Origin of the sequence: Coraliomargarita sinensis, from assembly GCF_003185655.1 — a bacterium.
GTDB classification, from domain to species: Bacteria; Verrucomicrobiota; Verrucomicrobiia; order Opitutales; family Coraliomargaritaceae; genus Coraliomargarita_B; species Coraliomargarita_B sinensis.
Map to the genome: position 1 here is coordinate 180,021 of NZ_QHJQ01000005.1, position 21,860 is coordinate 201,880.

Annotated in this window: 19 protein-coding genes; 10 read left to right on the plus strand and 9 right to left on the minus strand. The window is 55.0% G+C overall.

All coding sequences use genetic code 11. The features are described 5' to 3' along the window. Positions 1-4: 4 nt before the first annotated feature. From gatA to DDZ13_RS08750, 4 genes are all read left to right on the plus strand, one after another. Positions 5-1,471: an Asp-tRNA(Asn)/Glu-tRNA(Gln) amidotransferase subunit GatA gene (gene gatA / locus DDZ13_RS08735; protein ID WP_110131062.1), complete on the plus strand. Its 1,467-nt coding sequence runs from the start codon at positions 5-7 to the stop codon at positions 1,469-1,471. A 68-nt stretch (positions 1,472-1,539) separates the two neighbouring features. Further along, a complete protein-coding gene (locus tag DDZ13_RS08740; protein ID WP_110131063.1) occupies positions 1,540-1,920 on the plus strand; it encodes a GxxExxY protein in 381 nt (126 codons plus the stop codon). Positions 1,921-1,982: 62 nt separating this feature from the next. Then, a complete protein-coding gene (gene gatB / locus DDZ13_RS08745) occupies positions 1,983-3,449 on the plus strand; it encodes an Asp-tRNA(Asn)/Glu-tRNA(Gln) amidotransferase subunit GatB (RefSeq protein ID WP_110131064.1) in 1,467 nt (488 codons plus the stop codon). 18 nt (positions 3,450-3,467) lie between these two features. Further along, entirely contained in the window at positions 3,468-4,499 is a 1,032-nt protein-coding gene (locus DDZ13_RS08750; RefSeq protein ID WP_110131065.1) for a hypothetical protein, read from the plus strand. Between the two features lie 90 nt (positions 4,500-4,589). Here DDZ13_RS08750 and DDZ13_RS08755 read toward each other — a convergent pair whose 3' ends face one another. The 5 genes from DDZ13_RS08755 to DDZ13_RS08775 all read right to left on the minus strand — a co-directional run bounded on the left by DDZ13_RS08755 (position 4,590) and on the right by DDZ13_RS08775 (position 10,354). Continuing rightward, the gene (locus DDZ13_RS08755) at positions 4,590-5,414 is read right to left on the minus strand and encodes an alpha/beta hydrolase (RefSeq protein WP_110131066.1); all 825 of its coding nucleotides are present in this window, start codon (positions 5,412-5,414) and stop codon (positions 4,590-4,592) included. A 144-nt stretch (positions 5,415-5,558) separates the two neighbouring features. After that, positions 5,559-7,376 carry an ABC transporter permease gene (locus tag DDZ13_RS08760; protein ID WP_110131067.1) on the minus strand — a complete coding sequence of 606 codons (1,818 nt, stop codon included), beginning with the start codon at positions 7,374-7,376 and terminating at the stop codon, positions 5,559-5,561. Positions 7,377-7,391: 15 nt separating this feature from the next. Continuing rightward, complete coding sequence (locus tag DDZ13_RS08765; RefSeq protein WP_110131068.1) at positions 7,392-7,673, minus strand: 4a-hydroxytetrahydrobiopterin dehydratase; 282 nt, start codon at positions 7,671-7,673, stop codon at positions 7,392-7,394. A 67-nt stretch (positions 7,674-7,740) separates the two neighbouring features. Further along, positions 7,741-9,672, minus strand: coding sequence for an ATP-binding cassette domain-containing protein (locus DDZ13_RS08770; RefSeq protein ID WP_110131069.1), 1,932 nt, complete (start codon positions 9,670-9,672; stop codon positions 7,741-7,743). A gap of 208 nt (positions 9,673-9,880) precedes the next feature. Then, entirely contained in the window at positions 9,881-10,354 is a 474-nt protein-coding gene (locus DDZ13_RS08775) for a hypothetical protein (RefSeq protein WP_110131070.1), read from the minus strand. A 229-nt stretch (positions 10,355-10,583) separates the two neighbouring features. Between DDZ13_RS08775 and DDZ13_RS08780 the strand changes: the two genes are divergently transcribed. The 4 genes from DDZ13_RS08780 to DDZ13_RS08795 are packed head-to-tail and all read left to right on the plus strand — an operon-like array spanning position 10,584 to position 13,552. Further along, positions 10,584-10,805, plus strand: coding sequence for a VF530 family protein (locus DDZ13_RS08780; RefSeq protein ID WP_110131071.1), 222 nt, complete (start codon positions 10,584-10,586; stop codon positions 10,803-10,805). 23 nt (positions 10,806-10,828) lie between these two features. After that, positions 10,829-11,659, plus strand: a complete 831-nt coding sequence (locus DDZ13_RS08785) for a DUF1853 family protein (RefSeq protein WP_110131072.1) — start codon at positions 10,829-10,831, stop codon at positions 11,657-11,659. Between the two features lie 19 nt (positions 11,660-11,678). Then, the gene (locus DDZ13_RS08790; protein ID WP_110131073.1) at positions 11,679-12,680 is read left to right on the plus strand and encodes a phosphotransferase family protein; all 1,002 of its coding nucleotides are present in this window, start codon (positions 11,679-11,681) and stop codon (positions 12,678-12,680) included. Further along, positions 12,671-13,552, plus strand: a complete 882-nt coding sequence (locus tag DDZ13_RS08795) for a 3'(2'),5'-bisphosphate nucleotidase CysQ family protein (RefSeq protein ID WP_158279856.1) — start codon at positions 12,671-12,673, stop codon at positions 13,550-13,552. The genes DDZ13_RS08790 and DDZ13_RS08795 overlap by 10 nt, the downstream gene beginning before the upstream one ends. 341 nt (positions 13,553-13,893) lie before the next feature. Here the strand turns inward: DDZ13_RS08795 and DDZ13_RS08800 are convergent, their stop codons facing one another. Then, on the minus strand, positions 13,894-14,748 hold the full coding sequence (locus tag DDZ13_RS08800; protein WP_110131075.1) for a CvfB family protein: 855 nt from the start codon (positions 14,746-14,748) through the stop codon (positions 13,894-13,896). Between the two features lie 261 nt (positions 14,749-15,009). Here DDZ13_RS08800 and DDZ13_RS08805 point away from each other — a divergent pair, with 261 nt between their 5' ends. Beyond that, positions 15,010-16,125, plus strand: coding sequence for a tRNA-queuosine alpha-mannosyltransferase domain-containing protein (locus DDZ13_RS08805; protein ID WP_110131076.1), 1,116 nt, complete (start codon positions 15,010-15,012; stop codon positions 16,123-16,125). 291 nt (positions 16,126-16,416) lie between these two features. On the opposite strand, the gene DDZ13_RS08810 is transcribed toward DDZ13_RS08805, so the two are convergent. Next, positions 16,417-17,190: a M90 family metallopeptidase gene (locus DDZ13_RS08810; protein WP_110131077.1), complete on the minus strand. Its 774-nt coding sequence runs from the start codon at positions 17,188-17,190 to the stop codon at positions 16,417-16,419. A 199-nt stretch (positions 17,191-17,389) separates the two neighbouring features. Between DDZ13_RS08810 and DDZ13_RS08815 the strand changes: the two genes are divergently transcribed. After that, entirely contained in the window at positions 17,390-18,754 is a 1,365-nt protein-coding gene (locus tag DDZ13_RS08815; protein WP_110131078.1) for a DEAD/DEAH box helicase, read from the plus strand. Between the two features lie 199 nt (positions 18,755-18,953). Here the strand turns inward: DDZ13_RS08815 and DDZ13_RS08820 are convergent, their stop codons facing one another. Next, positions 18,954-20,180, minus strand: a complete 1,227-nt coding sequence (locus tag DDZ13_RS08820; protein ID WP_110131079.1) for a DUF1501 domain-containing protein — start codon at positions 20,178-20,180, stop codon at positions 18,954-18,956. A 147-nt stretch (positions 20,181-20,327) separates the two neighbouring features. Continuing rightward, entirely contained in the window at positions 20,328-21,830 is a 1,503-nt protein-coding gene (locus tag DDZ13_RS08825) for a DUF1800 domain-containing protein (protein ID WP_110131080.1), read from the minus strand. Positions 21,831-21,860: the final 30 nt, after the last annotated feature.

The window sequence follows — 21,860 nt, forward strand, 5'->3', positions numbered from 1 at the left end:
AAACATGCCCGAAACTTATTTTAAAACCATCGCCGAACTCTCCGCCGTATTGGAAGCGGGGGAGTTGACTTCGGTTCAACTTACTCAGGCCGTCATCGACCGCACTGCCGCCGTCGACGAAAAGGTCAAAGCCTTTCTGTCCTACGACGCTGGAGACGCACTCGCCCAGGCCAAGGCCTCGGATGAGCGCCGCGCTGCCGGTAAGGCCCTCAGCAAGCTCGACGGTATTCCGGTAGGGATTAAGGACGTACTCGCAGTGAAAGATCAACCGCTTGGTTGCGCGTCGAAAATGTTGGAAAACTACGTTTCGCCTTACGATGCGACCTGTGTGGCCAAGCTCAGGGAAGCCGGTGCGATCATCTGGGGGCGGCTCAACATGGACGAGTTTGCCATGGGTTCTTCCACGGAAAATTCGGCCCATCAAACCACCGCCAATCCCTGGGACCTGGAAACCATTCCCGGCGGCTCTTCCGGTGGCAGTGCGGCGGCGCTGGCAGCCGGCGAGGCCATCGCCACCCTGGGTACCGACACCGGCGGTTCGATTCGCCAGCCGGCGGCTCTCTGCGGGGTGGTTGGGATGAAGCCGACCTACGGCATGGTTTCCCGTTACGGACTTGTGGCTTTTGCCTCCTCCCTGGACCAGGTCGGGCCCTTCGCCCGCACGGTGGAGGACGCCGCTATCCTGTTGGAGGCCATGCTGGGCAAGGATGATCTCGATTCCACCTCAATTGCGCCGCAGGGCGACACCGACTATGCGGCCGCGCTGAAGGAAAAGAAGGGGCCCTGGAAGCTGGGCGTGCCCCGAGAATTTTTCGGCGAGGGAATCGATCCTGAAGTGAAGGCGAATATCGAACAGGCGATCGACTGGTACAAGTCGCAGGGCTGCGAGATTGTCGACATCTCGCTTCCGCATTCCGACCTGGCGGTGCCGGTCTATTACATTGTGGCGACAGCCGAGGCCTCGTCCAATCTGGCCCGTTTTGACGGGGTGCGTTACAGCCATCGCAGCGAAGAGGCCAAGGACGCGCTCACGCTGTTCACCAAGAGTCGGGGCGAGGGCTTCGGCGATGAAGTGAAGCGTCGTATCATCCTGGGCACTTACGTCCTCAGCTCGGGTTACTATGATGCCTACTACAAGCGGGCGCAAAAAGTGAGGCGCTTAATCCTCGGCGATTTCGAAAAAGCTTTCGAGCAGGTGGATGCCATCCTGACACCGACGTCGCCGACGCCCGCATTCAAGCGAGGCGAGCGGGCCGACGATCCGCTGGCCATGTATCTCAGCGATGTTTACACGATCTCCGTCAATCTCGCAGGTCTGCCCGCGATCTCGGTGCCCAGTGGCTTTACCGAAAGCGGGCTGCCCGTCGGCCTGCAGGTCATCGGAAAAGCTTTCGGCGAAGCCGATATGTTCGCCGTGGCCCACGCCTTCGAACAAGGCCATGACTACCACAAACAAACACCTAATCTTTAAAAGGAATTGATTAACCGCAGAGTTCGCTGAGGGCACAGAGAGATGTGGAGTAGAGAGAAGGTAATACTATGGGAGAATTAAGTGAGACAATTATCGGAGCCGCAATTGAGGTGCACCGAGAACTGGGGCCTGGGCTTCTGGAAAGCACTTATGAGGCTTGCTTGGCGCATGAGTTAAACTTGCAGGGGATTAAAGCTGTTCGTCAGAAAAAGCAGCCTATTTATTACAAAGGACTAGAGATCGATGAAGCCTATCGCATCGACGTCATCGTTGAAGATGAGATCATTCTGGAACTAAAAGTAGTGGATGAATTCAACGATATTCACCTCGCCCAATTGCTGACCTATTTAAAGCTTTCCGGCTGTTCTCTTGGATACCTCATTAACTTTAACGTGCCACTTTTGAAAAACGGCATCAAACGTGTCGTGAACAATCATACAGAACTCTAATGCTCCTGTTCTCCTCCGCGCTCTCCGCGAACTCTGCGGTTTAAAAAATATTCTCTTCATTCATGGACTACGAAGCAGTTATCGGACTTGAAATACACGTGCAGATTAAAACCCGCACGAAAATGTTCACCGCCGCGCCCTACGAATACGGCGCGGCGCCCAACACGCTGATCGATCCGGTCGTGCTCGGATTGCCCGGCACGCTGCCGGTGCTCAATCACGAGGCGATCGAGAAGTGTGCCAAACTCGGACTCATGCTCGGCTGTGAGATCGCCGAGGTCTGCAAGTGGGACCGTAAGAACTATTTTTATCCGGACTCGCCCAAGAACTACCAACTGACCCAGAACGATCAGCCACTCTGCCTCGGTGGCGAGGTCGAAATCGAGTTGGCCGATGCCGCCCGCAATGCCGCCGGGGAGCACCGCTGGGTGAAGCTCAATCGTATCCACCTCGAGGAGGACCCCGGCAAGCTGACCCACGAATCCTTCGATACCCTGATCGACTTCAACCGGGCGGGCGTGCCGCTGGCCGAGATTGTGACCGAGCCGGACATGAGTTCCTCCGCCGAAGCGGTCGCCTTCCTTAACGCACTGCGCAATCTTATCATCTACGCCGGTATCTCCGACTGCGATATGGAGAAGGGGCAGCTACGCTGTGACGCCAACGTCTCGCTCCGTCCGAAGGGAAGCAAAGAACTCGGTACCCGCACCGAGATGAAGAACCTCAATTCGATCTCCAATGTCAAGGCCGCCATCGAATACGAAATCGAGCGCCAGACGGATGTGCTGGAGTCGGGCGATCTGGTGGTTCAGGAGACCCGCCGCTGGGATGTCGACCAGGGGATCAGTTTCTCGCTCCGCAGCAAGGAAGAGGCCCATGACTACCGCTACTTTCCGGATCCGGACCTGATGCCGGTCGAAATGGACCGTGCCCGTGTCGATGCCTTGAAGGCCGAGTTGCCGGAGCGCCCCTTCGATAAGCAGCGCCGTTTTGAGAAGGAATTCAACCTGCCTTATACGGTGACCACGGTGCTTTGCCCGAACCGTGAACTCAGCGAGTTCTTCGAGACGGCCTTGGAAACGCACAACTCACCCAAGCTGGTGGCCAACTACGTGGCCAACGATCTTCTGCGCGAACTTTCCGCTGGTTCCGACCACGGCTCACAGAACCTGAAAGTCAGCGAGTGCAAGCTCACACCGGCCCACATCGGGACACTCGCCAAGATCATCGATGAAGGAGTCATCTCCAAACAGATCGCGAAAGAGGTCTTTACCGAGATGTTTGCCACCGGAGAGATGCCTGACGCTATCGTGGAAAAGAAGGGACTCAAACAAAGCAACGATTCCGGCGAGATCGAAGCGCTCTGTCGGGAGGCCATTGCCAACAACGAGAAGGCGGTCAACCAATACAAGGACGGTAACGAGAAAGCGATCAACGCCCTCAAGGGGCCGGTCATGAAGGCGACCAAGGGCAAGGCGAACCCGGCGATGCTCGACCAGTTGCTGAAGAAGCTGATCGACGAGGGGTAGGGAATTAATTGATCGCCGATGAAGCCTTTGCGTCTATTAGCTGTAGTAGTTTGTTTTACTACTTTGGTTTGTTACTCTTTTGCGCAGTTGGAAACCAAGCAGTTTGACGTAAACTACTATCACTTAATCTCTTTGGATCCTGTAAGTTCGAGTAAAAAGAAACTCAATCACTCCGAAGGGGAGGGCAACCCAGAGCACTGGAAGGAACTTAGCAAAGATGACCTTTCCATGATAGATTGGTTGGAAAATCTAGGAGTTCCTTTTTGTCGAGTTGATGGTGCTAGTTTGGTCTATCACAAGCAAAGAGAACTGTACGAGGCGATAAAAGCTGGAGAGGAAAATTTGGGAGTCATCGAGGTTACGAATACACCTACTAACCTGGGTATTTTAGAGTACAGGCTGATATCTAAGACAAATGCCTACCTGCGAGGAAATAATCGTGCTTCTGAACAGATTCGCATAGAAGGCTTTCCAATGCCGCATGAAATAGGGCCACCTTCATTTATCGGTTTGGATGATAGTGAAGTTATTCAGCTTATAAATGACTGGGAACAAATACTTCCCGAGCTGTCTTTACATTCGGTCCAGAAAAAGGCTAATCAGAGTGGAAGGGCCTTATACGTCCTTTACGGCCCCAAGTGGGATCGAGATAGGGGATTTTGGAAACTTAATGAGGGTTGGTTGAGATTTTCAAAAGAAAGGTGGTCCAATCTTTACGAATCGAATGTTGTGAGAGAAGAGATTCTATCTATGGAAAGTTCTGAGGTTCATATTTCATATCTCTCTGGACTAAGACCTAATGGAGTAGTTGTTGGTGATGGTTTAAATGAGGAAGAATTCTCGTCGTTAGTTAACGCATTGGGTAAGGTAGGAAGAATTAATTTCCAAAAGGATTATGTTGTCACAGGACAGCGTGCACGGAGTTCTCTTGAACGTGTGAAGGTATTGGAAAATGGTTATTTGCTATTTTTTGAGGGTGGCTTCCAAGTTACATGTTCAATCCATGATGATGTGCTTCGAATCAACCAAGTGATGTATTTTGGTTATTAGTTAAGTCTTATTTATTAAAATGGTATATACAGACATGAAGTGTACTGCCTATGCTTCATAAGTTTTGTCGGAAAACGCAGATATAAATGCTTAACCGTACTGCCACTGCTTTTTGACAAAGTCGATTGCCTTACGAATTGCCGGGCCTTGGTGGGCCCCTTGTAGCAGGTGTCCGTAGAACCAGGCGGTATCGAGTTGTACCGGGACGTCCGCATTCTCCAGCGCCGCCTTCATCATGCGGGCATTCTTGTGTTGGACGAGTATGTCGAGCCGCGCATGGTAGAGAAAGACAGGGGGATGTTCTGGTGTGACATGGTTGATCGGTGAGGCCTCCTTCCAAGCCTCGGGAAATTCCTGGGGTGAACCGCCAATGAACGGGGTAATAAGCGGGCTCTTCGGGTAAAGGGAAAAGTCAACGGGCGCCCCGCCGGCGACAACGACCGAAATTTTCGGGCCTTCCGGATCGGGGATTTCGGCGGCAAGGAGGGCGAGGTGTGCGCCGGCCGAATATCCCAAGGTAATGCAACGACTGGTATCGAGGCGATAGTGCTCGGCATTGTCCTGCAAATACCGGAGTGCGGCGTGGACATCATTGAGTTGGGCGGGGTAGTGATGCTTCGGTGCCAAACGGTAGTTGATGTTAAAGGCGGCGATACCCGACTCGGCAAGTTGCTTGGAGACTGCGGTCATATCACTCCGGTCGCGGTTGCTCCATCCGCCGCCATGCATTAAGACCGCAACAGGAAAGGGGCCGTTGCCCCTTGGCAGGTAAAGGTCGCCCTGTTGGCGAATTCCCCCGTCGTCCACGTAAGGGATATCGGTTTGTGGAGTGGGTACTTGTTTGGTCGTGGCGCAGGCAGTCATCAGGAGCAGGGCGAAACCGGAGATGGAAAGTGGAAGTACATGAGTTGGCATGTGAAAATAGGTTTATAAAATGCAAATATTCGACTTGTTCGGGTAGCCGAAAGCCTTCGCTTTTGGTTCGCGCGCTTACGGACCTGCCTTGCCCTATCGACCAAAGCCGAAGGGCTTCGGCTAGGTTTGACCGAGTATCTTAGCCTAGTCGCGAACACGATAACCGGTTTTCAAAAGAATATAAGAAAAGATCGTACCAAAAATGAGAAAGAGCAGACCGCCGAAGAAGCCGGCTCCCGCCGGGACATCGGCGTATCCCGTCATGGCGTAACGCAGTTCACTGACCAGGTAGAGAAGCGGATTAAACATGGCCACCGTATCCCAGGGAGGCGGCAGCATCTTGATCGAGTAAAATACGCCGCCAAGAAAGGTGAGCGGCAGGATGATAAAGTTGGGCAGCAAGTTCACCTGTTCGAATCCGGTGGCGAGGATACCGACGCAAAGTCCCAGCGCCCCGAAGCTGGCTGAAGCGAGCAGGATCATCAACAGCGTGAGCGGAGGATTGGCCAAGGTGCTTGCGCCCATCAAAGTCGCCACCAGCCAAATCGTCGAACCGATGCATAACCCGCGAACCGAGGCCGAAGCAATATAGGCGAACGTAATCTGAAGGGGAGAGAGCGGGGAGGCCAACAGGTCGGTGATCGAGCCGTGGATCTTGTTCAGGAGGAAGGAAAAACCGGAATTCATGAACGCGTTCATCACCACGGACATGATGATTAGCCCCGGGACCAGAAAGTCGGCGTAGGGAACGCCTTCGATTTCCTTGAGCCGGTCTCCCAGTGAATAACCGAAGACGAGAAACCAAAGGACGGTGGTAAGGACAGGGCTGAGGATGGAGCCCATGAACATGCTGAGGAATCGTGAAATCTCCCGCCTGAAGAGTCCGTAGGTGCCGTAAATGCCGCGGTTCTTTTTCGCCTGCGTTCGCACTTCGTTCAGTTTCTCCAAGCCTTTTTGTTGAAGCTCGGTGCTAACCGAGGGCGCTGTGACGTCTGGTTTGAGCGGATGCTCTGAATCCCCGGCGGCACGATTCTCCGCGACAATACTTTTGAAAATAGCTTCGATTGACCGGCGAACCGTCTCGACATGGGCGACCTGACAGTCCGGCAGCGTCCCGATGCGCTCGAGCACGGCGGACAAACGTCGACCACCGGTCGCACCGGTCACCATCACGACGCGGTTTGCTTCCGCTTCAGCGATCGCGTCGTGGGCGGCGAGTGCCTCTGCCTCGGCATTCGATAAGGTTCTGGAGAGCTCAAGCACGTGATGCGAAGCCCCGTATTTTCGACGCAGTCCGGCATTGGAATCAATTTCCACCAGGCGGCCCTGATCAATCACGCCGATTCGGTCGGCCAGTTGCTCGGCTTCCTCCAGGTAGTGGGTGGTCAGGACAATGGTGACGCCGGCATCCCGCAAATCGCGGATGTAGTCCCAGAGTTTGTCACGCAGGTCGACATCGACGCCGGCAGTGGGCTCGTCGAGAAACAGAATGGCAGGACGATGGGCCAGGGCCTTGCAGATCATCAAGCGGCGTTTCATACCACCGGACAGATAGCGGGAGTTGTCCTCTGACTTTTCCAGAAGCGAGAAATCCCGCAGCAATTCATCGTGGACCGGGCTTTTAAACGGCACGCCGAAGTAGGAGGCCTGATAGATCAAGGTTTCCCGGGTTGTGAAAAAGCCGTCGTAGTTGAGCTCCTGAGGCACCAGGCCGATCAGCTGACGCGCCAGCTTGGGCTCTTTAACCACATCGTGCCCGCCCACTTTGATCGAGCCTTCGAAGCTACGGGCAAGTCCGGTAACACAGCCGATCAGAGTGGTTTTACCGGCACCATTCGGGCCAAGCAGGGCAAAGATTTCTCCCGGCGCGATTTCCAAATCGACATCGTTCAGCGCGGTAAAGTCACCGAAACGCTTGGACAGGCCGCGAATTTGCAGAATGGCATGGTTGGAAGCCGGCATCGTTTGCGGAGTCGCCTAGTACAGTTTTTCGATCTGGCGAGCCAGCTTGACGTCCTTCTCGGTCACCTTGCTGCCGGCATCGTGGGTGGTCAGGCTAAAACGAACCTTGTTGTAAACATTTTCAATTTCCGGATGGTGGTTCATCTCTTCAACCTCGAAGGCGAGGCGCATGAGAAAGCTCATCGCATCGCGAAAACTCTCGAAAGTGAACAGCTTGGTCAGCTTGTCCTTTTCAATTTCCCAGCCCTCCAGATCGCTTAGGGCCACTTCGAGTTCGGTTTCAGTCAGTGCATGCATTCGTCTATCGTGGAAGAGAAAGCGAAGGAGTCAAATTGAGGATCCGGGAGAGGGCTCTTGTCACAGCCTACCGCGTCAATTCCTCGAGCTGTTCCAGTTCCTCGTAAGCCTCCAGAATTTGATTTTCCAGTGATTCCAGTTTTTTCGCATCCGCCAACGGATCATTGTCCGAGCTTTGGTAGTATTCCGCTGAAGCCATGCGGTTTGATAATGCGTTCATCTCTGCTTCCATGTTTTCGATTTCTGCAGGCAGGGTTTTGAGAGCTTCGCGTTCTTTATTGGAAAGTGTGCGCTTGGGTATGTCCGGCGTGGCTGCTTGTGGTGACGGAGCCGTTTTTTCCTTCGCTTTCTTTGGCTGGCCGACTTTCGCGCGATGGTTTTCCAGCCAGGTATCACAGCCACCGACGTATTCTTCGATGCGCCCGTCGCCCTCAAGCGCGATCGTGCTGGTGACCACATTGTTCAAAAAGCTTCGGTCGTGACTGACCATGAGTAGGGTGCCGCTATATTCCAGCAAGCGCTCTTCCAGCAGTTCCACGGTTTCGATGTCGAGGTCGTTGGTTGGCTCGTCGAGCACGAGCACGTTGGCAGGCTGAAGAAACAACTTGGCCAGTAAGAGGCGGGCCCGCTCGCCACCGGAGAGTTTGGTGATGGGCGACCGGGAAACGTGTGGGGTAAAGAGAAAGTCCTGAAGGTAGGAGAGAATGTGGCGCGGCTTGCCATTAATACAGACCATCTCACCGGCGGGATGCACGTTTTCTGCCACGCTTAGTTTCTCGTCCAATTGAGCGCGGTGCTGATCAAAATAGGCCACCTCGAGCTTCGTCCCGTGGGTCACCGTGCCGCTGCCCGGGTCGATTTCCTTCAACAGGAGGTTGAGTAGGGTGGTTTTTCCCGAGCCATTGAGGCCGACGATTCCGATCTTATCCCCACGCCAGATCGTGGTGCTGAAGTTCTCGATAAGTGGCTGGTCGTTCCACGTATAACTAATGTCGTCGACCGAGATGACCTTGCGCCCGGAGAGCTGTGCGTCGCTGAGGTCGAGTTTGGCCTTGCCCTGCAGGTCCCGACGTTGGGCGCGCTCTTCCCGCATCTTTTTGAGGGAGCGCACGCGGCCCTCGTTACGGGTACGCCGGGCCTGAATGCCTTTTCGAATCCAGACCTCTTCTTCCGCCAGTTTTTTGTCAAAGACGGCCTGTTGTTTGGCTTCTCCAGCCAGGAGTTCCGCCTTGCGTTCCAGATAGGTATCATAGTCGCACTCCCAGCGGGTCAGCTGGCCGCGGTCGAGGTCGAGTATCTTGTTCCCCACGCGTTGGATGAATGCGCGGTCGTGCGAGACAAAGAGGAGGGCGATATCGGTCTTACGCAGGAATTCTTCCAGCCACTGAATGCCCGGAATATCAAGGTGGTTGGTGGGTTCATCCAGCAGAAGAATATGGGGCTCGGCGATCAACGCCCGGGCCAGCAGCGTGCGGCGCTTGTTGCCGCCGGAAAGCGAAGCGAATTCCAGGTCTCCGTCCAATTCGACGCGGTCGAGAATGTTTTCCACCTTATGCTCCAGGGCCCAGCCATCGGTTTGATCGAGCTCGTGCTGTAAATCGTCGAGCTGTGCGGCAACGTTTTCATCCTCCGGGCGCTCGCCGATCTCGTGCAGCAGATGGTGGTATTGGGCAATGGTTTCGGCCGCCTGTCCGAGCCCCTGAGCGACGATCTCAAAAACCGTGCCGTCAAGTGCCGTCGGTACCTCCTGTTCAAGTTTGCCCACACGTAGATTGGGGATCGATTCAATTTCACCCTTATCCGGCTGAACTTCCCCGTTCAGAATACGGAGCAGGGTGGACTTGCCCTCGCCGTTGCGCCCGAGCAGGCAGATGCGCTCGCGCTTGGCGATAGTGAGCCCGGCGTCATCAAGTAACTTGGGGCCGCCGAATGAGACGGTGAGATTGCGATAGCTTAGAAGCACGTTGGATAAAGAGTGAAGGATAGGTCGGTGAAGCATCCGACTGGATCATGGATGCCGACGCTGCGACTGAACAAGGTGCTTGTCCACTTTTCAAAACAGCAATTTTGATCTCCATTGAAAACGCAGGTTTCTGTCGCGAACTTGCGCCCGCAAGGTCGAAATTCCTCTCTAAATGCGAATCGACGGCACTCGCGTGCCATCGCTACAGTCGATCGGTAATGATCAAACCTTTTCTAATCCGGCACTACTTCGCGCCGCGAAAATTGACGCGATCCACTGAATCCAGCACGGCCAGGGGCACTCCTCTTAGATTGATGGCGATAAAATTATCTTCATGGAGGCGGCCCTCGGCTGCCGTGAATTTACGGCCTGATCTTTTGAGGGAGATGCTCCGGATCAAATCATTACCGCTGTAAAACTCGACCACATCGAAACCAGCGGGAAACTTGTATTCCCTTTCGAAGGAAAACTCCAAATGGTAGGCGCGATAGGCAAAATCATTGATCTGCTTTGTTTCGCTACTGATTTTATGCTCCCTTTGAACTTCGACCGCACGCAATGTGATCCCCTGGGTGCGAATCTCCAGGGGGATGTTATCGACGGTAAATTTAAAATCGGTTTTTACCAGAGAGAGCTGCTCAAGTATCGACTCTTTGGCATCGATTGCGGGGAGGGGCGAAAGAAACAGGGGGAGGAGCAATAGACCAATATAACGCATGAACAAGACGTTATTGTAAAATGGCTTAAAGTCAACATCACCGGAACCTGTGAACTCTCCGCAGAGGATTCAGGATCGTCGTAATACATGAGGTAAGATGACGGCAGAGGACTGCCGTGGCTACAGCAGCGATGTTATTCCACGGTCTATGCTGTTTTGTCGTTGAAACTGACAAATTGGCTGATGCAGGTTTGCTCTTTTAGGAACAAACGATTCCTATTGGTCTTTCATGGAGCAACCCAACAATCCTCTGCACGGCTACACCCTGAAACAAATCGTGGTGAGCCTGTCCGATTACTATGGCTGGGAGTATCTCGCCGAAGAAATACCCATCCGCTGCTTCATGTTTGATCCTTCGGTGAACAGCAGCCTGAAGTTCCTCCGAAAGACACCCTGGGCGAGGAAGAAGGTGGAAGACCTTTTCGTCTACACGCTGAAAACCTACGGTTAACTTCTGAGTGGCGCGATAGTAAGATGAACCCCTTGTGGTCGCATGCTTTAACCGATTGCCTGAAACGGGCACCACTGCTTGTGGATAATCTGCCCGAAGCGGCGCAATTCGATCGCAGGATGTTGGGTCCTGTCGACAGCACACTTGAGTTGAATGCCAAACAAAAGCTGGGACATCTCTACGAGTCGGCTTTGGAGGCCTTGTTGCGTGAGTCACGAAAGGTCGATCTTCTCGCTTCGTCCCTGCAGGTGGTGGATGCTTCGGGGCGGACCTTGGGCGAAATGGACTACCTGCTTCGCGACCGGGCCAATTCCGGAGCCATTCACCTCGAACTGGCAGTGAAGTTTTATCTCGCGCATCATTCCGCTACCGGGTGGAGCTATCCGGGCCCGGACCCCAAAGACGATTGGTACGGTAAGCTCGAGCGTATGCGGGACCATCAATTGCAACTTTCCAAGCTGGCGGTCGCGAAGGAAATTCTCCGTAATCGTTACGAGATTGAAACGGTCTCCGTACAGCAACTCATTTACGGTCGCCTTTTTCTCCCGTTCGATCGGGGTGACTGTCCGATGCCGGACTTACTTTCGCCGCAGGCATCACTGGGGCGCTGGCTCTATGTCAATCAGCGGGCGCAAATGCTACCTTCCTTGAGCGAGGTCCACTTGTTGCCCAAGGCCTTGTGGCCGGTCCAGGTCAGCGAAGCGCTCTTGCAAACAATGCCCAGGGTGACGGTTGCCGAACTGGAAGCAAAGGCGCAGGCACGTTGCGTCATGTTTATTCTGCCAGATTCGGCGGCGCCCGTCTTTCTGGTTCCGGACCATTGGCCGGGCCGGGACTTTGACATTCACGGATGAATCGCTCAAGAAACGAGTAATGACTTCCAAGATTGAATCCATGCTAAAAGAGGCAACGGGCGCCCGGCGAGTCGGCGGATCGGAGCAGCTGCAAAGCCTTTGGAGTGGCTACGGATCCATCATACGCTATGAGCTGGAGGAAGCGCGTTGCGCCACCGCGATTGTCAAGCAGGTGAGTCCGCCGAAGAGTGGGGCACATCCACGCGGGTGGAACACGGATCGTTCGCATCAGCGCAAACTGAAGTCTTATCGGGTTGAAGCCGAGTGGTATCGTAATTTTTCCGAAAGTTGTGAGGCGTCCTGTCGTGTGCCCCGTTGCCTGGCGGTGGAACAGGATGGCGATGAGTTGCTGCTCGTGCTCGAAGATTTGGACGCAGCCGGCTTCGGTCACCGGCGCACTCGTGTCAGCGATCATGAATTGGCGGCATGCTTATCCTGGTTGGCTCATTTTCATGCGACCTTTCTGCATGTGGCAGCAGATGGCTTGTGGCCGGTTGGTACCTACTGGCATTTGGAAACTCGCCCCGATGAGCTTGCAGTCCTTCGTCAAGAAGATGCCGGATTGGCTGAAGCCGCGGAAGGTATTGATCGGGTGCTCCGGGCCGCGCGCTTTCAGACGCTGGTTCATGGCGATGCCAAACTGGCGAACTTTTGCTTTTCACCCCATGACGCTTCCGTGGCGGCGGTTGACTTCCAGTATGTCGGCGGCGGTTGCGGGATGAAGGACGTGGCTTATTTTATCGGCAGCTGTCTGGGGGAGGACGACTGCGCGGCAAAAGAATCCGTTTTGTTGGACCTTTATTTTTCGGCCTTGGGTGCAGCGATGCGTCAGCGTGGCATAGAGAGGGATATTGATGCGCTTGAGTCGGAGTGGCGCTCGCTTTATCCGGTCGCCTGGACTGATTTTCACCGCTTTCTGAAAGGATGGAGCCCCGGGCACTGGAAGTTGCATCGTTACAGTGAGCGTCTGGCTTCGGAGGTTGTGGAAGAATGGAAGAAAGGAAACCTGCCATGCGATTAAACGAAGAACAATTGCTGGATCTTTCGGGATACGCGGCAAGCGCGGCACGTAAGGCCGGTGCCTTGATCTCGGATTATGCCAAACGTGAGGTCGAAGTTATGCATAAGTCGGGTGGAGACAGTCTTGCCTCACAAGTTGTCACCGAAGTAGACGAACTCGCCCAGTCGATCATTCTGGAAGAACTTAGATCGAGCGTTCAGGACTACGACCTCGCCCTGTTGACGGAGGAACTGCAGGACGACGGCAGTCGCCTGAAAAAGGACTATTTCTGGTGTATCGATCCCATGGATGGCACGCTTCCGTTTACCAGAGGGACGCCCGGTTATTCAGTCGCCATCGCCCTGGTAGCTCGTGACGGCTGTCCTATGATCGGAGTGGTTTATGATCCGGTGGAAAAGCGTTTGTATCAGGCAGTCCACGGTCAGAGTGTTCTCATCGACGGGGAGGTTTGGCAGCTAACTTCGCCCCAGCCCCGATCCGGGGCAGTGCTGCGCTTTTACTGTGATTGCACCTTCGAAGAAAATCCGGAACGGGAATCCCTGAGTCGACAGATGCGGGACTTCGCCAAAGCAGAAGGCTATGCAGCCGGTGAAGTCATTATCGGTGGCGGGGCGGTTCTCAATGCCTGCCATGTCCTTCTGCATCGACCGGCAGTTTATTTTAAACGTCCCAAGGCGAAAACCGGGGGCGGCTCTTTTTGGGACTTTGCGGCAACGGCCTGTCTCTTTAACGAGGCCGGTGCGCAGGTCAGTGATTTTTCAGGTCGAACACTGGAGTTGAACGATCCGAAGCGGAGCTTTTTCAACCATTGCGGTGTCTGCTTTACCACCGAGTCCGGGTTGACGGCAAAGCTGGGCGCTTTTTTTAGTTAGGTGGCGGATACCTGTGACCCTCTTTTATCGGTGAGATGAAACCCAGAAACAGAGTTGGCTATTCGTATTTTCCTGTGGAAGGATCGGATCTGCAGTAACCATCGATATTCTGAAGATCGCCCCAGTGTTCGTCCGTCGTCGGGGGATTCACATGTCACGGCGTAGTCTAACGAAGACGGATCACACGACCCGGCGTAGTTTAAGCAACGAACGTGAGTCGATCCGGAGCATATCTGCAGAATCGTGCGTGGTTTGTGCTGTGCTGGAGCGCTAGGCTCACGAGTCGGGGGATGAATCCACCCGACGACTCAGGAACGCGTCCACGATGTCCTGGGGAAGCTTTATTTCGTCTCGTTTGCCGCGACGGTCTCGATGCCTTGTTCGGTGATGGTGATGCGTCGTTGTTTGTAAAGTGCGCCGATGGCCTGTTTGAAGGCCTTTTTCGAGCAGTCGAATGTCTCGCGGATCGACTCCGGGCTGCTCTTGTCATTGAAGGGGAGTCGCCCGCCGGCCGTTTCCAGCTGTGTTAAAATCTGCTCGGCCAGTGGCTCCACCCGTTTATAACCGGCAGGATCGCGGCGCAGATCAATCTTACCACCCGAGCGCACTTTTTTAACGTAGCCGGTAAAGCGGTCGCCTTCTTCCAGCTTGTCGTTGGTCTCCGAATGGTAGAGCAGCCCTCGGTGTTTCTTGTCGACAATCGCTTTATAGCCGAGCGGGGAATCCCCGTAAATCAAGACATCGACGGGGTCGTTCGCCTCATATTCCGGCGGTTCCGGTGAGATGTGGCGATGCAGTCGCGTCGAGGCAACGATTCGATTTGTGTGCTCGTCCAGATAGATGGCCACGACCAGTCCGTCGCCTGTCTTGATCGAGAAGTTGCCCTGTTCGCGGTAGGGCAGCAAAAGGTCCTTGCTCAAGCCCCAGTCGAGAAAGGCGCCGACGTTCGGCTTGACCCCGATGACCTCGAGATAGGCAAACTCGCCGACCTGCCCCTTGGGTGTTTCGGTGGTCGCGACCAGGCGGTCTTCTGAATCGCAGTAGATGAATACCTCAACGGTCCCGCCGACCAGCATGTCCATGGTGACGTAACGCTGCGGCAGAAGGATATTGCCGAGTTCTCCGCCGTCGAGATAGAGCCCGTGATCGACCGCATCGACGATGGTTAACTCATTGAATTTTCCGATTTCTGCCATGGTAGGAGGGTCGCTGATGCGCGAGAAAGCACAAGTGTTCATTTGGCGGGACTCGCGTTGACTCTGTAGTGCCTTCCCTAGCGAACGGCCCATCGCCGTCGAGGCGATGACTACGAAATTTCGTAAGGCTGCGCGACGACGCATGGTCGTTCGAGTGGAGGTTGGCGTCCCGTCTTCAGGCGGCAAATGTATGTGGTATAACCGCCTAAAGGCGGAACTCAACTGGTTGACCACGGCCTCGAGAGTGGTTTGCTCTTTTGTATGTCCTTCGTTCCAGGCAAGCCTTCGCGTATTCTCCTGCTGAGTGCTTATCATTCCAGAAGCCACGCCTATTGGTGTGAGGGCTTAATGGCGGCGCTGCCGAATTACAATTGGACACTCAAGACACAATTGCCCCGCCACTTCAGCTGGCGTGTACGGGCGTCCGAATGGATCTGGGGGCTACAGGACGATGCCGATTTCGAGCGAGAATATGACCTGATCATTGCGACCAGTCTGAGCGGGCTCGCCGGATTAAAAGCGCTTCGCCCGAACCTCGCCCGGACACCCACCTGGGTTTATTTTCATGAAAATCAGTTCGCGCACCCTCTGGAGAAACGACAGTCGGGTGACCATCAAATCGGTTGGCAGTTCTCCAGTTTGCAAAATGCACTCTGCAGCGACTGGGTCAGTTTCAACACCGCGTTTAATCGGGATACTTTTTTTGAGGGCCTGCGAGCTATGCTGAAACGGATGCCCGAAAGGCTTCCGAACAAGCCGGTGGCAAAACTGAAGGTACGTTCGGATGTCATGCCCGTGCCTTTGACGGATACCTTCACTGAGATGAGAAAGCTCGATAAAGATCCATCGCTTGTCGTCTGGAACCACCGCTGGGAGTGGGACAAGCAACCCCAGCGACTGTTGAAGGCTCTGATAGAGTTGAGACAGGAAGGCGTCTGCTTACGCTTAGCGATGTTGGGTTCCGGTTGCGCAGGCGACGAACGCTTTCAGGCTGAGCGCGACGCGCTGGGCGATTCGATTGTGCACTGGGGCGAAGCGGAACCGGTGCGTTATCGTGAGTACCTCGGTCGGGCGGGGATCGGAGTGTCCTGTGCCAAGCATGACTTTCAGGGATTGGCCGTACTGGAAGCCGCCCAGGCGGGAGCTACGGTGGTGCTGCCCAAGCGGGTGGCTTATCCCGAGTGTGTTCCCGGCGCGTATTTTTACCCGGGCTCCTCCAAAGACGAAGCTGTCGATATCGCCGATCTTAAAGAAGCCTTGCGGGCTGCGCTGATCGCCGGAAAACCGAAGCCGGTATCCTTGGCCACAATTCCGCTTTGGTCGGAATGGAAAGCGGCCTATGCGGAACGCATTAAGAAGTTGATCGGAGCGGTGTAGCTATGGCAGCGCGCCCCGGCGTAATCCAATGAAGGCGGGCTTCTGCCATCCTCTTGTCTAACTGTAGGAACAGAGCATCTATCCTAACAAACCACAATTAAATCGAAGTGGTACTAGTTTATCCGTAGTCGACCCGCTTCAGCCGGTTGACCGTACAGGCAAGAGCACCCGCAACTTTCAATCGAGTCGCACGGCTGAAGCAGAGCGACCACACAAAAACGTGAACACTACATCCACAGGCGACACGGTTCGTTCTTCGTTTTTTCTGCCGGAGCGGATGACCTCACACCTTTAAAACCATTCGGCCGGATCCAGCTGGTAAAAACCTTGCAGCTCCGCGTAGAGCCCGGGTTGTTTCTTTTTCATTTGGCGCGGCTTTTCGAAGAAGGTCTCGGTGGCGACGGCAAAATATTCACCGGGATTGGTGGCGCCGTAGGGATCGAGCAGACTCTTTTTACCGCGCCGTACTTCATCGATGAGCTGTTCGCATTGCCCGGCAAATACATTGGCCCAGGTTTGATAGGCCTCGCGACTGGGCAGGAGGGGGACGCCGTCGGTATCGCCGTCCAGGGAATCGAGTTGATGGGCGAATTCGTGAAACGTCACGTTGTGCCCGTCGAAGATATTGTCCGCTCCGCGTCGGACGGAATCCCATGCGAGGATGACGGTGCCGTTGTCCCAGGACTCGCCGAGGCAGGTGACCTTGCGTTCGATGATCGTACCTCCGGGTCCCGCCGAGGTGCTGGAGAAAACAAAGGCGGAGGGGTAGAGCAGGACGGTGTTGAGGCGGGGGTAGGGCGCACCTTCCTGGTTGAGAACCAGTAGGCTGGCTTGTGCCGCGACCGTGAGAATCATTTCATCGTCCAACTCCAGACCGTTGCAGCCTTCGAAGAATGTCGTGCGGATAAATTGTCCTGTCTTCTGGTGGAGCTTTTCCTTTAGAGCTTCCGGCAACCGTTCGTAGATGGGAAGGTTGTTCCCCAGATAGTCGATCCATTCGTCTTTAAAAACAAAGGGTTCTTTTTTCTCTTCGAAGAGGGCTTTGAGTTGATTCCAGATGCTCATGTTTTCGGGTTGGAATTAGAAGATGTATCGGATTGTGCTTGCTTAAAATAAAATTCCACACCTTATGGCGCATGTTACGAGTGTCTGTCACTCACCTGACGCGGTCTGTTATCGATGAGCGATTGTTTTAGGAATTAAGAAACGTCATCGATAACGCGGCGCCCGTTACGACCATCCAAGATGGCGCCATAAATAGACTATGAGCGAACTCACCTTCGAGCAGCTACCGCTGTCCGCACCCATTCAACGTGCCCTCAATGACAAGGGTTACACCACGCCGTCACCCATTCAGGCCAAGGCCATTCCGGTCTTACTGGAAGGTCGCGACCTGCTGGCCTGTGCGCAGACCGGCACCGGCAAGACGGCCGCCTTTGCTTTGCCGCTGCTGCACCGCATTTCGGAGAACCCCCGCAAGACTTTTCGTCGCGGTGTGCGTCACCTCGTCTTGACACCCACGCGCGAGCTTGCCGGGCAGGTTGCCGAAAGCTTCAAAGTTTACGGCAAGCATGTCTCTTTCCGTACCGGCATGATCTACGGCGGAGTTTCGGAAAAGCCACAGATCAAGGAACTTTTCCAGGGGCTGGACGTGCTGGTGGCCTGCCCGGGCCGCTTACTCGACCTCGTTCAGCAGGGACATGTCGACCTGTCCCAGGTCGAAACCTTCATTCTGGACGAAGCGGACCGCATGCTCGATATGGGCTTCATCCGCGACATCCGAAAAATCGAGAGCAAGTTGCCCAAGAAGCGGCACACCTTGCTTTTCTCCGCAACGATGGCACCCGAAATCGCCAAGCTGGGCCAATCCATGCTCCATGATCCCGAGGAGATCCGTATCGCGCCCCAAGGCACGACAGCGGAGAAAGTGGACCAATCGGTCTGCTTTATCGATAAGAAGGCAAAACAAGCCCGCATCCTTGAGCTTCTGGAGCACCGCGCCCGGAATCAATCGAACGAGCTCAGCCTGATTTTCACCCGGACCAAGCATGGTGCCAAGAATCTGGCACGCAAGCTGGACCAGAAGGGCTTTCGGGCCGACTCGATCCACGGCAACAAATCACAGTCGGCACGTGAAAAAACACTCGGCCGCTATCGGAATGGTGAGCTGGATATTCTGGTGGCCACGGATGTGGCGGCGCGCGGGATCGATGTGAAAAACATCACCCTGGTGGTGAACTTTGATCTGCCCATGGAAGCCGATGCCTACGTACACCGCATTGGCCGGACGGCACGGGCGGGCACAAGTGGCCATGCGGTCAGCTTTTGCTCGGAGGAAGAAGTCGCCCTGCTGCGTCAGGTCGAAAAATTGATCAAGCGTTCGGTCCCGGTCGACAGCGATCACGATCATCATGATGAATCCGCCATGGAGTTACACCTGAGCGGTCGCCCCGTAAAGAAGCCACCACAGGGTGGAGGCGGACAACGCCAGGGCAATCGACCTTCCGGAAAACGACGTGGCCCCGGTGGTCCTCGCCGCGGAGGTCACCGCAGCGGGCAAGCAACTGCCCGTGCCGGCGCTTCGTCCGGCGGGAACAAACGCCCCTTCAAGCGCAACCGCTCGCGCTAGGTTTTTAGCGTGCCCAGGCGGAGAGCGGACACTCTCCTGTCCGCATCTTTAATAAGCTACCGTAAACTACAGGACTTCAGGACAAGAATGTCCTGACTCCGATATGTTTCAGGATGATCGTGGCATCACTGTCGTTCGTGCTATCCCAATGTGATTGAAATTCGGCGCGGGTTATTCCGATTATTGCAAACACAGGGCTCTAGATAAACGGCACCGGTTCGTATGACTCGCCGAGGACTTTGGTGGCATCCGCCTCGAGCCATCGGTCGAGTACGCAGCTGTAGACGCTGCGGAAGTCGGTACTGAATTTCAGGTCCTTGTTGTGCCCGAGGTCGAGGCTGGGTGCGCTGCCGAGGAGACCGCCTCTGGTTTGTGAGCCCATAACGAAGAGCGGAGCGGCCGTGCCGTGGTCGGTGCCCTGACTGCCATTTTCAGAGGGGCGACGACCAAACTCGGAAAAGGTCATGGTGAGCACCTGGTCGTCTTTCTTATGGGCCACCAAATCTTTTTGGAAGGCTCCCATGGCCCCGGAGAGTTCGGCGAGCAGCTTGGCATGCTTCCATTGCTGGCCGGCATGCGTATCGTATCCGCCCTGCGAGACGAAATAGATCCGCGTCTCCATGTCCGCGTGGATCAGTGCGGCAATACGCTTGAGCGACTGCGAAAGCTTGTTGCGCGGATAGTCGACCATGGGGTTGTAGCCCGCGATGACTTTTTCCACCCGCCGCTCCGTGACGAGGGTATTCATCATCGTATGTTGTAGGTAGCTGGCATTGCCCTCCATGTGCTGGGCCTGAAGCAGTTTTTCATAGGCCACCTCGGCCGGATCTCTGCCCTTGTCCACTCGGCCCCATGGTCGCATGCCGAAAACCGAGTGCGAACGCGCCGCCAGAAAACTCTGTGGGATGATGTCGCCGATGTGAACGCCGGACGGGTCGGCATTTTCTTCCGGTGCGCCGGAACAGGTGTTGTCAAAAAAACGTCCCAGCCAGCCCTCGTGTTTGACTTCGTCGCTGCCGCTGGCGGTTTCCCAGATTTCAGTCGAGCGAAAGTGACTGCGGTTGGGGTTGGGGTAGCCCACGTTTTGAATGATCGAAAGCTGTCCTGCATTGAAAAGCTCGTGTAAGGCTCCGCAGGAGGGGTGTAAGGCAAGGTCGTGATTGATCGGCAGGAGGTCCTCCTTGAGGCCGATGGTCGGGCGAAGGCGATGGTAATTGTCGTCGGTGTGCGGGACGACCGTGTTGAGGCCATCGTTGCCGCCCGCGAGTTGAATGACCACCAGGATGGTACGATCACGTTCTGGGCCGGGGGTTTGGGCGAGCGCACTCTGCGCCAGAAAAGACGGGGCCGCACCGGTGAAGGCGAGGAAGCCGAGGCCTCCACCGGCAGAGCGGTGGATAAATTCGCGACGGGTTAGGGGGAGCATAGTGTGGGTGGTGAGTCGTTGAGTTGTTGAGTCGTGGATGGTGTCCACCTCCGTCCTTTTGGGCTAGGGTGTGGCATGTTAGGGGTATGCGTCGTTGGGGTGCGGAAAAATAGAATTGGAGGACCGGAAACTGATGAACTCTCTGCCCTAGCAGATGTTATAGGCGGGTGACTGGAGCAGGGCGGTGATGACGTAGCGAAGCGCTTTTTCCGGATGATCGGAGCTTGCGACAATTTCTTCCATCACCGGTTGGTAGGCGGGCCTTGAGCGCGGGGTGATGAAGTAGGTCGTTAGATGCTCTGCGATTTTCGAAGGGTCCAGTTTTAGTAGTGGCTCCAGGCGTTCTTGGGTAACGAGAAACTCACCACGCTGTTCCTGACGCGCCGCTTTCAGGTCGCGCTGATCGTTGCCGTTCAGTCGCTTTTCGTTGAGCGGGCTGAAGAGGTAATCCACCAACTGGCGCCGCGCACTGATGGTGGTCGAATTGATCCAATGTTCGCCGTAGAGCCAGCCCCGGACATTGGGCGGATTATAGAAAGACTGCCCCATCACATCCATACTCTTAAGAAGGCGCCCCTGGAAGGGGATGAGGTCGAGACGCAGGTCCTGGCACAGTCCGAGATAAAATTGAATCGGACTTTTGACGAGGTTCCCGCGATAGGCGGGGTGGAAGAATAGGCGACTCTGGAAAAAGGTCTCGATCAGATAGGTCAGGTCAAAGTTATGGGCGGCCCATTGCTCGCCAAGTGATTCAATGTAGGGTTCGGGGATGTCCTCGTCGGTGAGGTAAAACTTGATCAGTTCCCGGATGAGGAAAGTTTTCGCGGCCGGTTGTTTGAAGGTGATGTCGATCACCTCGTCGCCGTCCCAGGTGCCTTCCTCGCCAAATACCGTTTTCAGGCCTGAATCATGCAAGCGCCTTTGGAAATGGAATTCGTAACGCTCCCGTGTCCTATAACCGGTAAACGCTTTTGCGGCCTCCTTGATGTCGGTTTCGGTATAATTACCTTCGCCGAGTGTGAAGAGCTCGAAGAGTTCACGGGCGAAATTCTCGTTCGGCTTACGCGCGGTATTTTTATCCAGATTCAGGTAGCGGATCATGGCCGGTTCTCGGCTGACCCATTTGCACAGGTCGGGATATTTGATCCTGATCCCTTCCCGTAGGATTTTCATCAGGGAAAAGAGGACGGGCGTATCCCGAACCGTCCGGCGGTCCACCACGAAGACATCCTGAAGAAAAAGCACGAATTTCTCGTTGGCACTGTTTTCCGGTTTTAATGCCTGTTGAAACCAGGACATGGCAAACTCACGGAAGAGCTCGTTGTCCTGCTGCCTGAGTTCATTTCTTTTCTCACGTTTTTTCTCGGGATCTCGAATCTCCCGATAGATCGAACGGTATGCCTCGTGTGCGGTCTTCGTGAACTTTGAGAGTTCATCCGTCATGGCCAGTGGCTCTGCCGAAACAAAAGCATTGCGGATGGCCTCGGCGGGACGATGACGCAATGCGTCCTGAATAACTTCCGGTGTCGCGGAAAATCCGATCCGCCGCAAGAGGTGCGCGGCCGTTTCCTTGTCCCAGACGTGCGCGGGCAGAGGCTTCCAGGCGTCTTCGACTTTGAAATTCTCCGGGGTAGGTGCGTGGGCGTCCATCGTATCAATGGTTTGTATCGTCCCGTAGCA

What these genes read in the sequence shown, in the direction of transcription:
- gatA (WP_110131062.1), top strand. Translation starts at nt 5, where the DNA reads ATGCCCGAAACTTATTTTAAAACCATCGCCGAACTCTCCGCCGTATTG.
- DDZ13_RS08740 (WP_110131063.1), top strand. Translation starts at nt 1,540, where the DNA reads ATGGGAGAATTAAGTGAGACAATTATCGGAGCCGCAATTGAGGTGCAC.
- gatB (WP_110131064.1), top strand. Translation starts at nt 1,983, where the DNA reads ATGGACTACGAAGCAGTTATCGGACTTGAAATACACGTGCAGATTAAA.
- DDZ13_RS08750 (WP_110131065.1), top strand. Translation starts at nt 3,468, where the DNA reads ATGAAGCCTTTGCGTCTATTAGCTGTAGTAGTTTGTTTTACTACTTTG.
- DDZ13_RS08755 (WP_110131066.1), bottom strand. Translation starts at nt 5,414, where the DNA reads ATGCCAACTCATGTACTTCCACTTTCCATCTCCGGTTTCGCCCTGCTC.
- DDZ13_RS08760 (WP_110131067.1), bottom strand. Translation starts at nt 7,376, where the DNA reads ATGCCGGCTTCCAACCATGCCATTCTGCAAATTCGCGGCCTGTCCAAG.
- DDZ13_RS08765 (WP_110131068.1), bottom strand. Translation starts at nt 7,673, where the DNA reads ATGCATGCACTGACTGAAACCGAACTCGAAGTGGCCCTAAGCGATCTG.
- DDZ13_RS08770 (WP_110131069.1), bottom strand. Translation starts at nt 9,672, where the DNA reads ATGCTTCACCGACCTATCCTTCACTCTTTATCCAACGTGCTTCTAAGC.
- DDZ13_RS08775 (WP_110131070.1), bottom strand. Translation starts at nt 10,354, where the DNA reads ATGCGTTATATTGGTCTATTGCTCCTCCCCCTGTTTCTTTCGCCCCTC.
- DDZ13_RS08780 (WP_110131071.1), top strand. Translation starts at nt 10,584, where the DNA reads ATGGAGCAACCCAACAATCCTCTGCACGGCTACACCCTGAAACAAATC.
- DDZ13_RS08785 (WP_110131072.1), top strand. Translation starts at nt 10,829, where the DNA reads ATGAACCCCTTGTGGTCGCATGCTTTAACCGATTGCCTGAAACGGGCA.
- DDZ13_RS08790 (WP_110131073.1), top strand. Translation starts at nt 11,679, where the DNA reads ATGACTTCCAAGATTGAATCCATGCTAAAAGAGGCAACGGGCGCCCGG.
- DDZ13_RS08795 (WP_158279856.1), top strand. Translation starts at nt 12,671, where the DNA reads ATGCGATTAAACGAAGAACAATTGCTGGATCTTTCGGGATACGCGGCA.
- DDZ13_RS08800 (WP_110131075.1), bottom strand. Translation starts at nt 14,748, where the DNA reads ATGGCAGAAATCGGAAAATTCAATGAGTTAACCATCGTCGATGCGGTC.
- DDZ13_RS08805 (WP_110131076.1), top strand. Translation starts at nt 15,010, where the DNA reads ATGTCCTTCGTTCCAGGCAAGCCTTCGCGTATTCTCCTGCTGAGTGCT.
- DDZ13_RS08810 (WP_110131077.1), bottom strand. Translation starts at nt 17,190, where the DNA reads ATGAGCATCTGGAATCAACTCAAAGCCCTCTTCGAAGAGAAAAAAGAA.
- DDZ13_RS08815 (WP_110131078.1), top strand. Translation starts at nt 17,390, where the DNA reads ATGAGCGAACTCACCTTCGAGCAGCTACCGCTGTCCGCACCCATTCAA.
- DDZ13_RS08820 (WP_110131079.1), bottom strand. Translation starts at nt 20,180, where the DNA reads ATGCTCCCCCTAACCCGTCGCGAATTTATCCACCGCTCTGCCGGTGGA.
- DDZ13_RS08825 (WP_110131080.1), bottom strand. Translation starts at nt 21,830, where the DNA reads ATGGACGCCCACGCACCTACCCCGGAGAATTTCAAAGTCGAAGACGCC.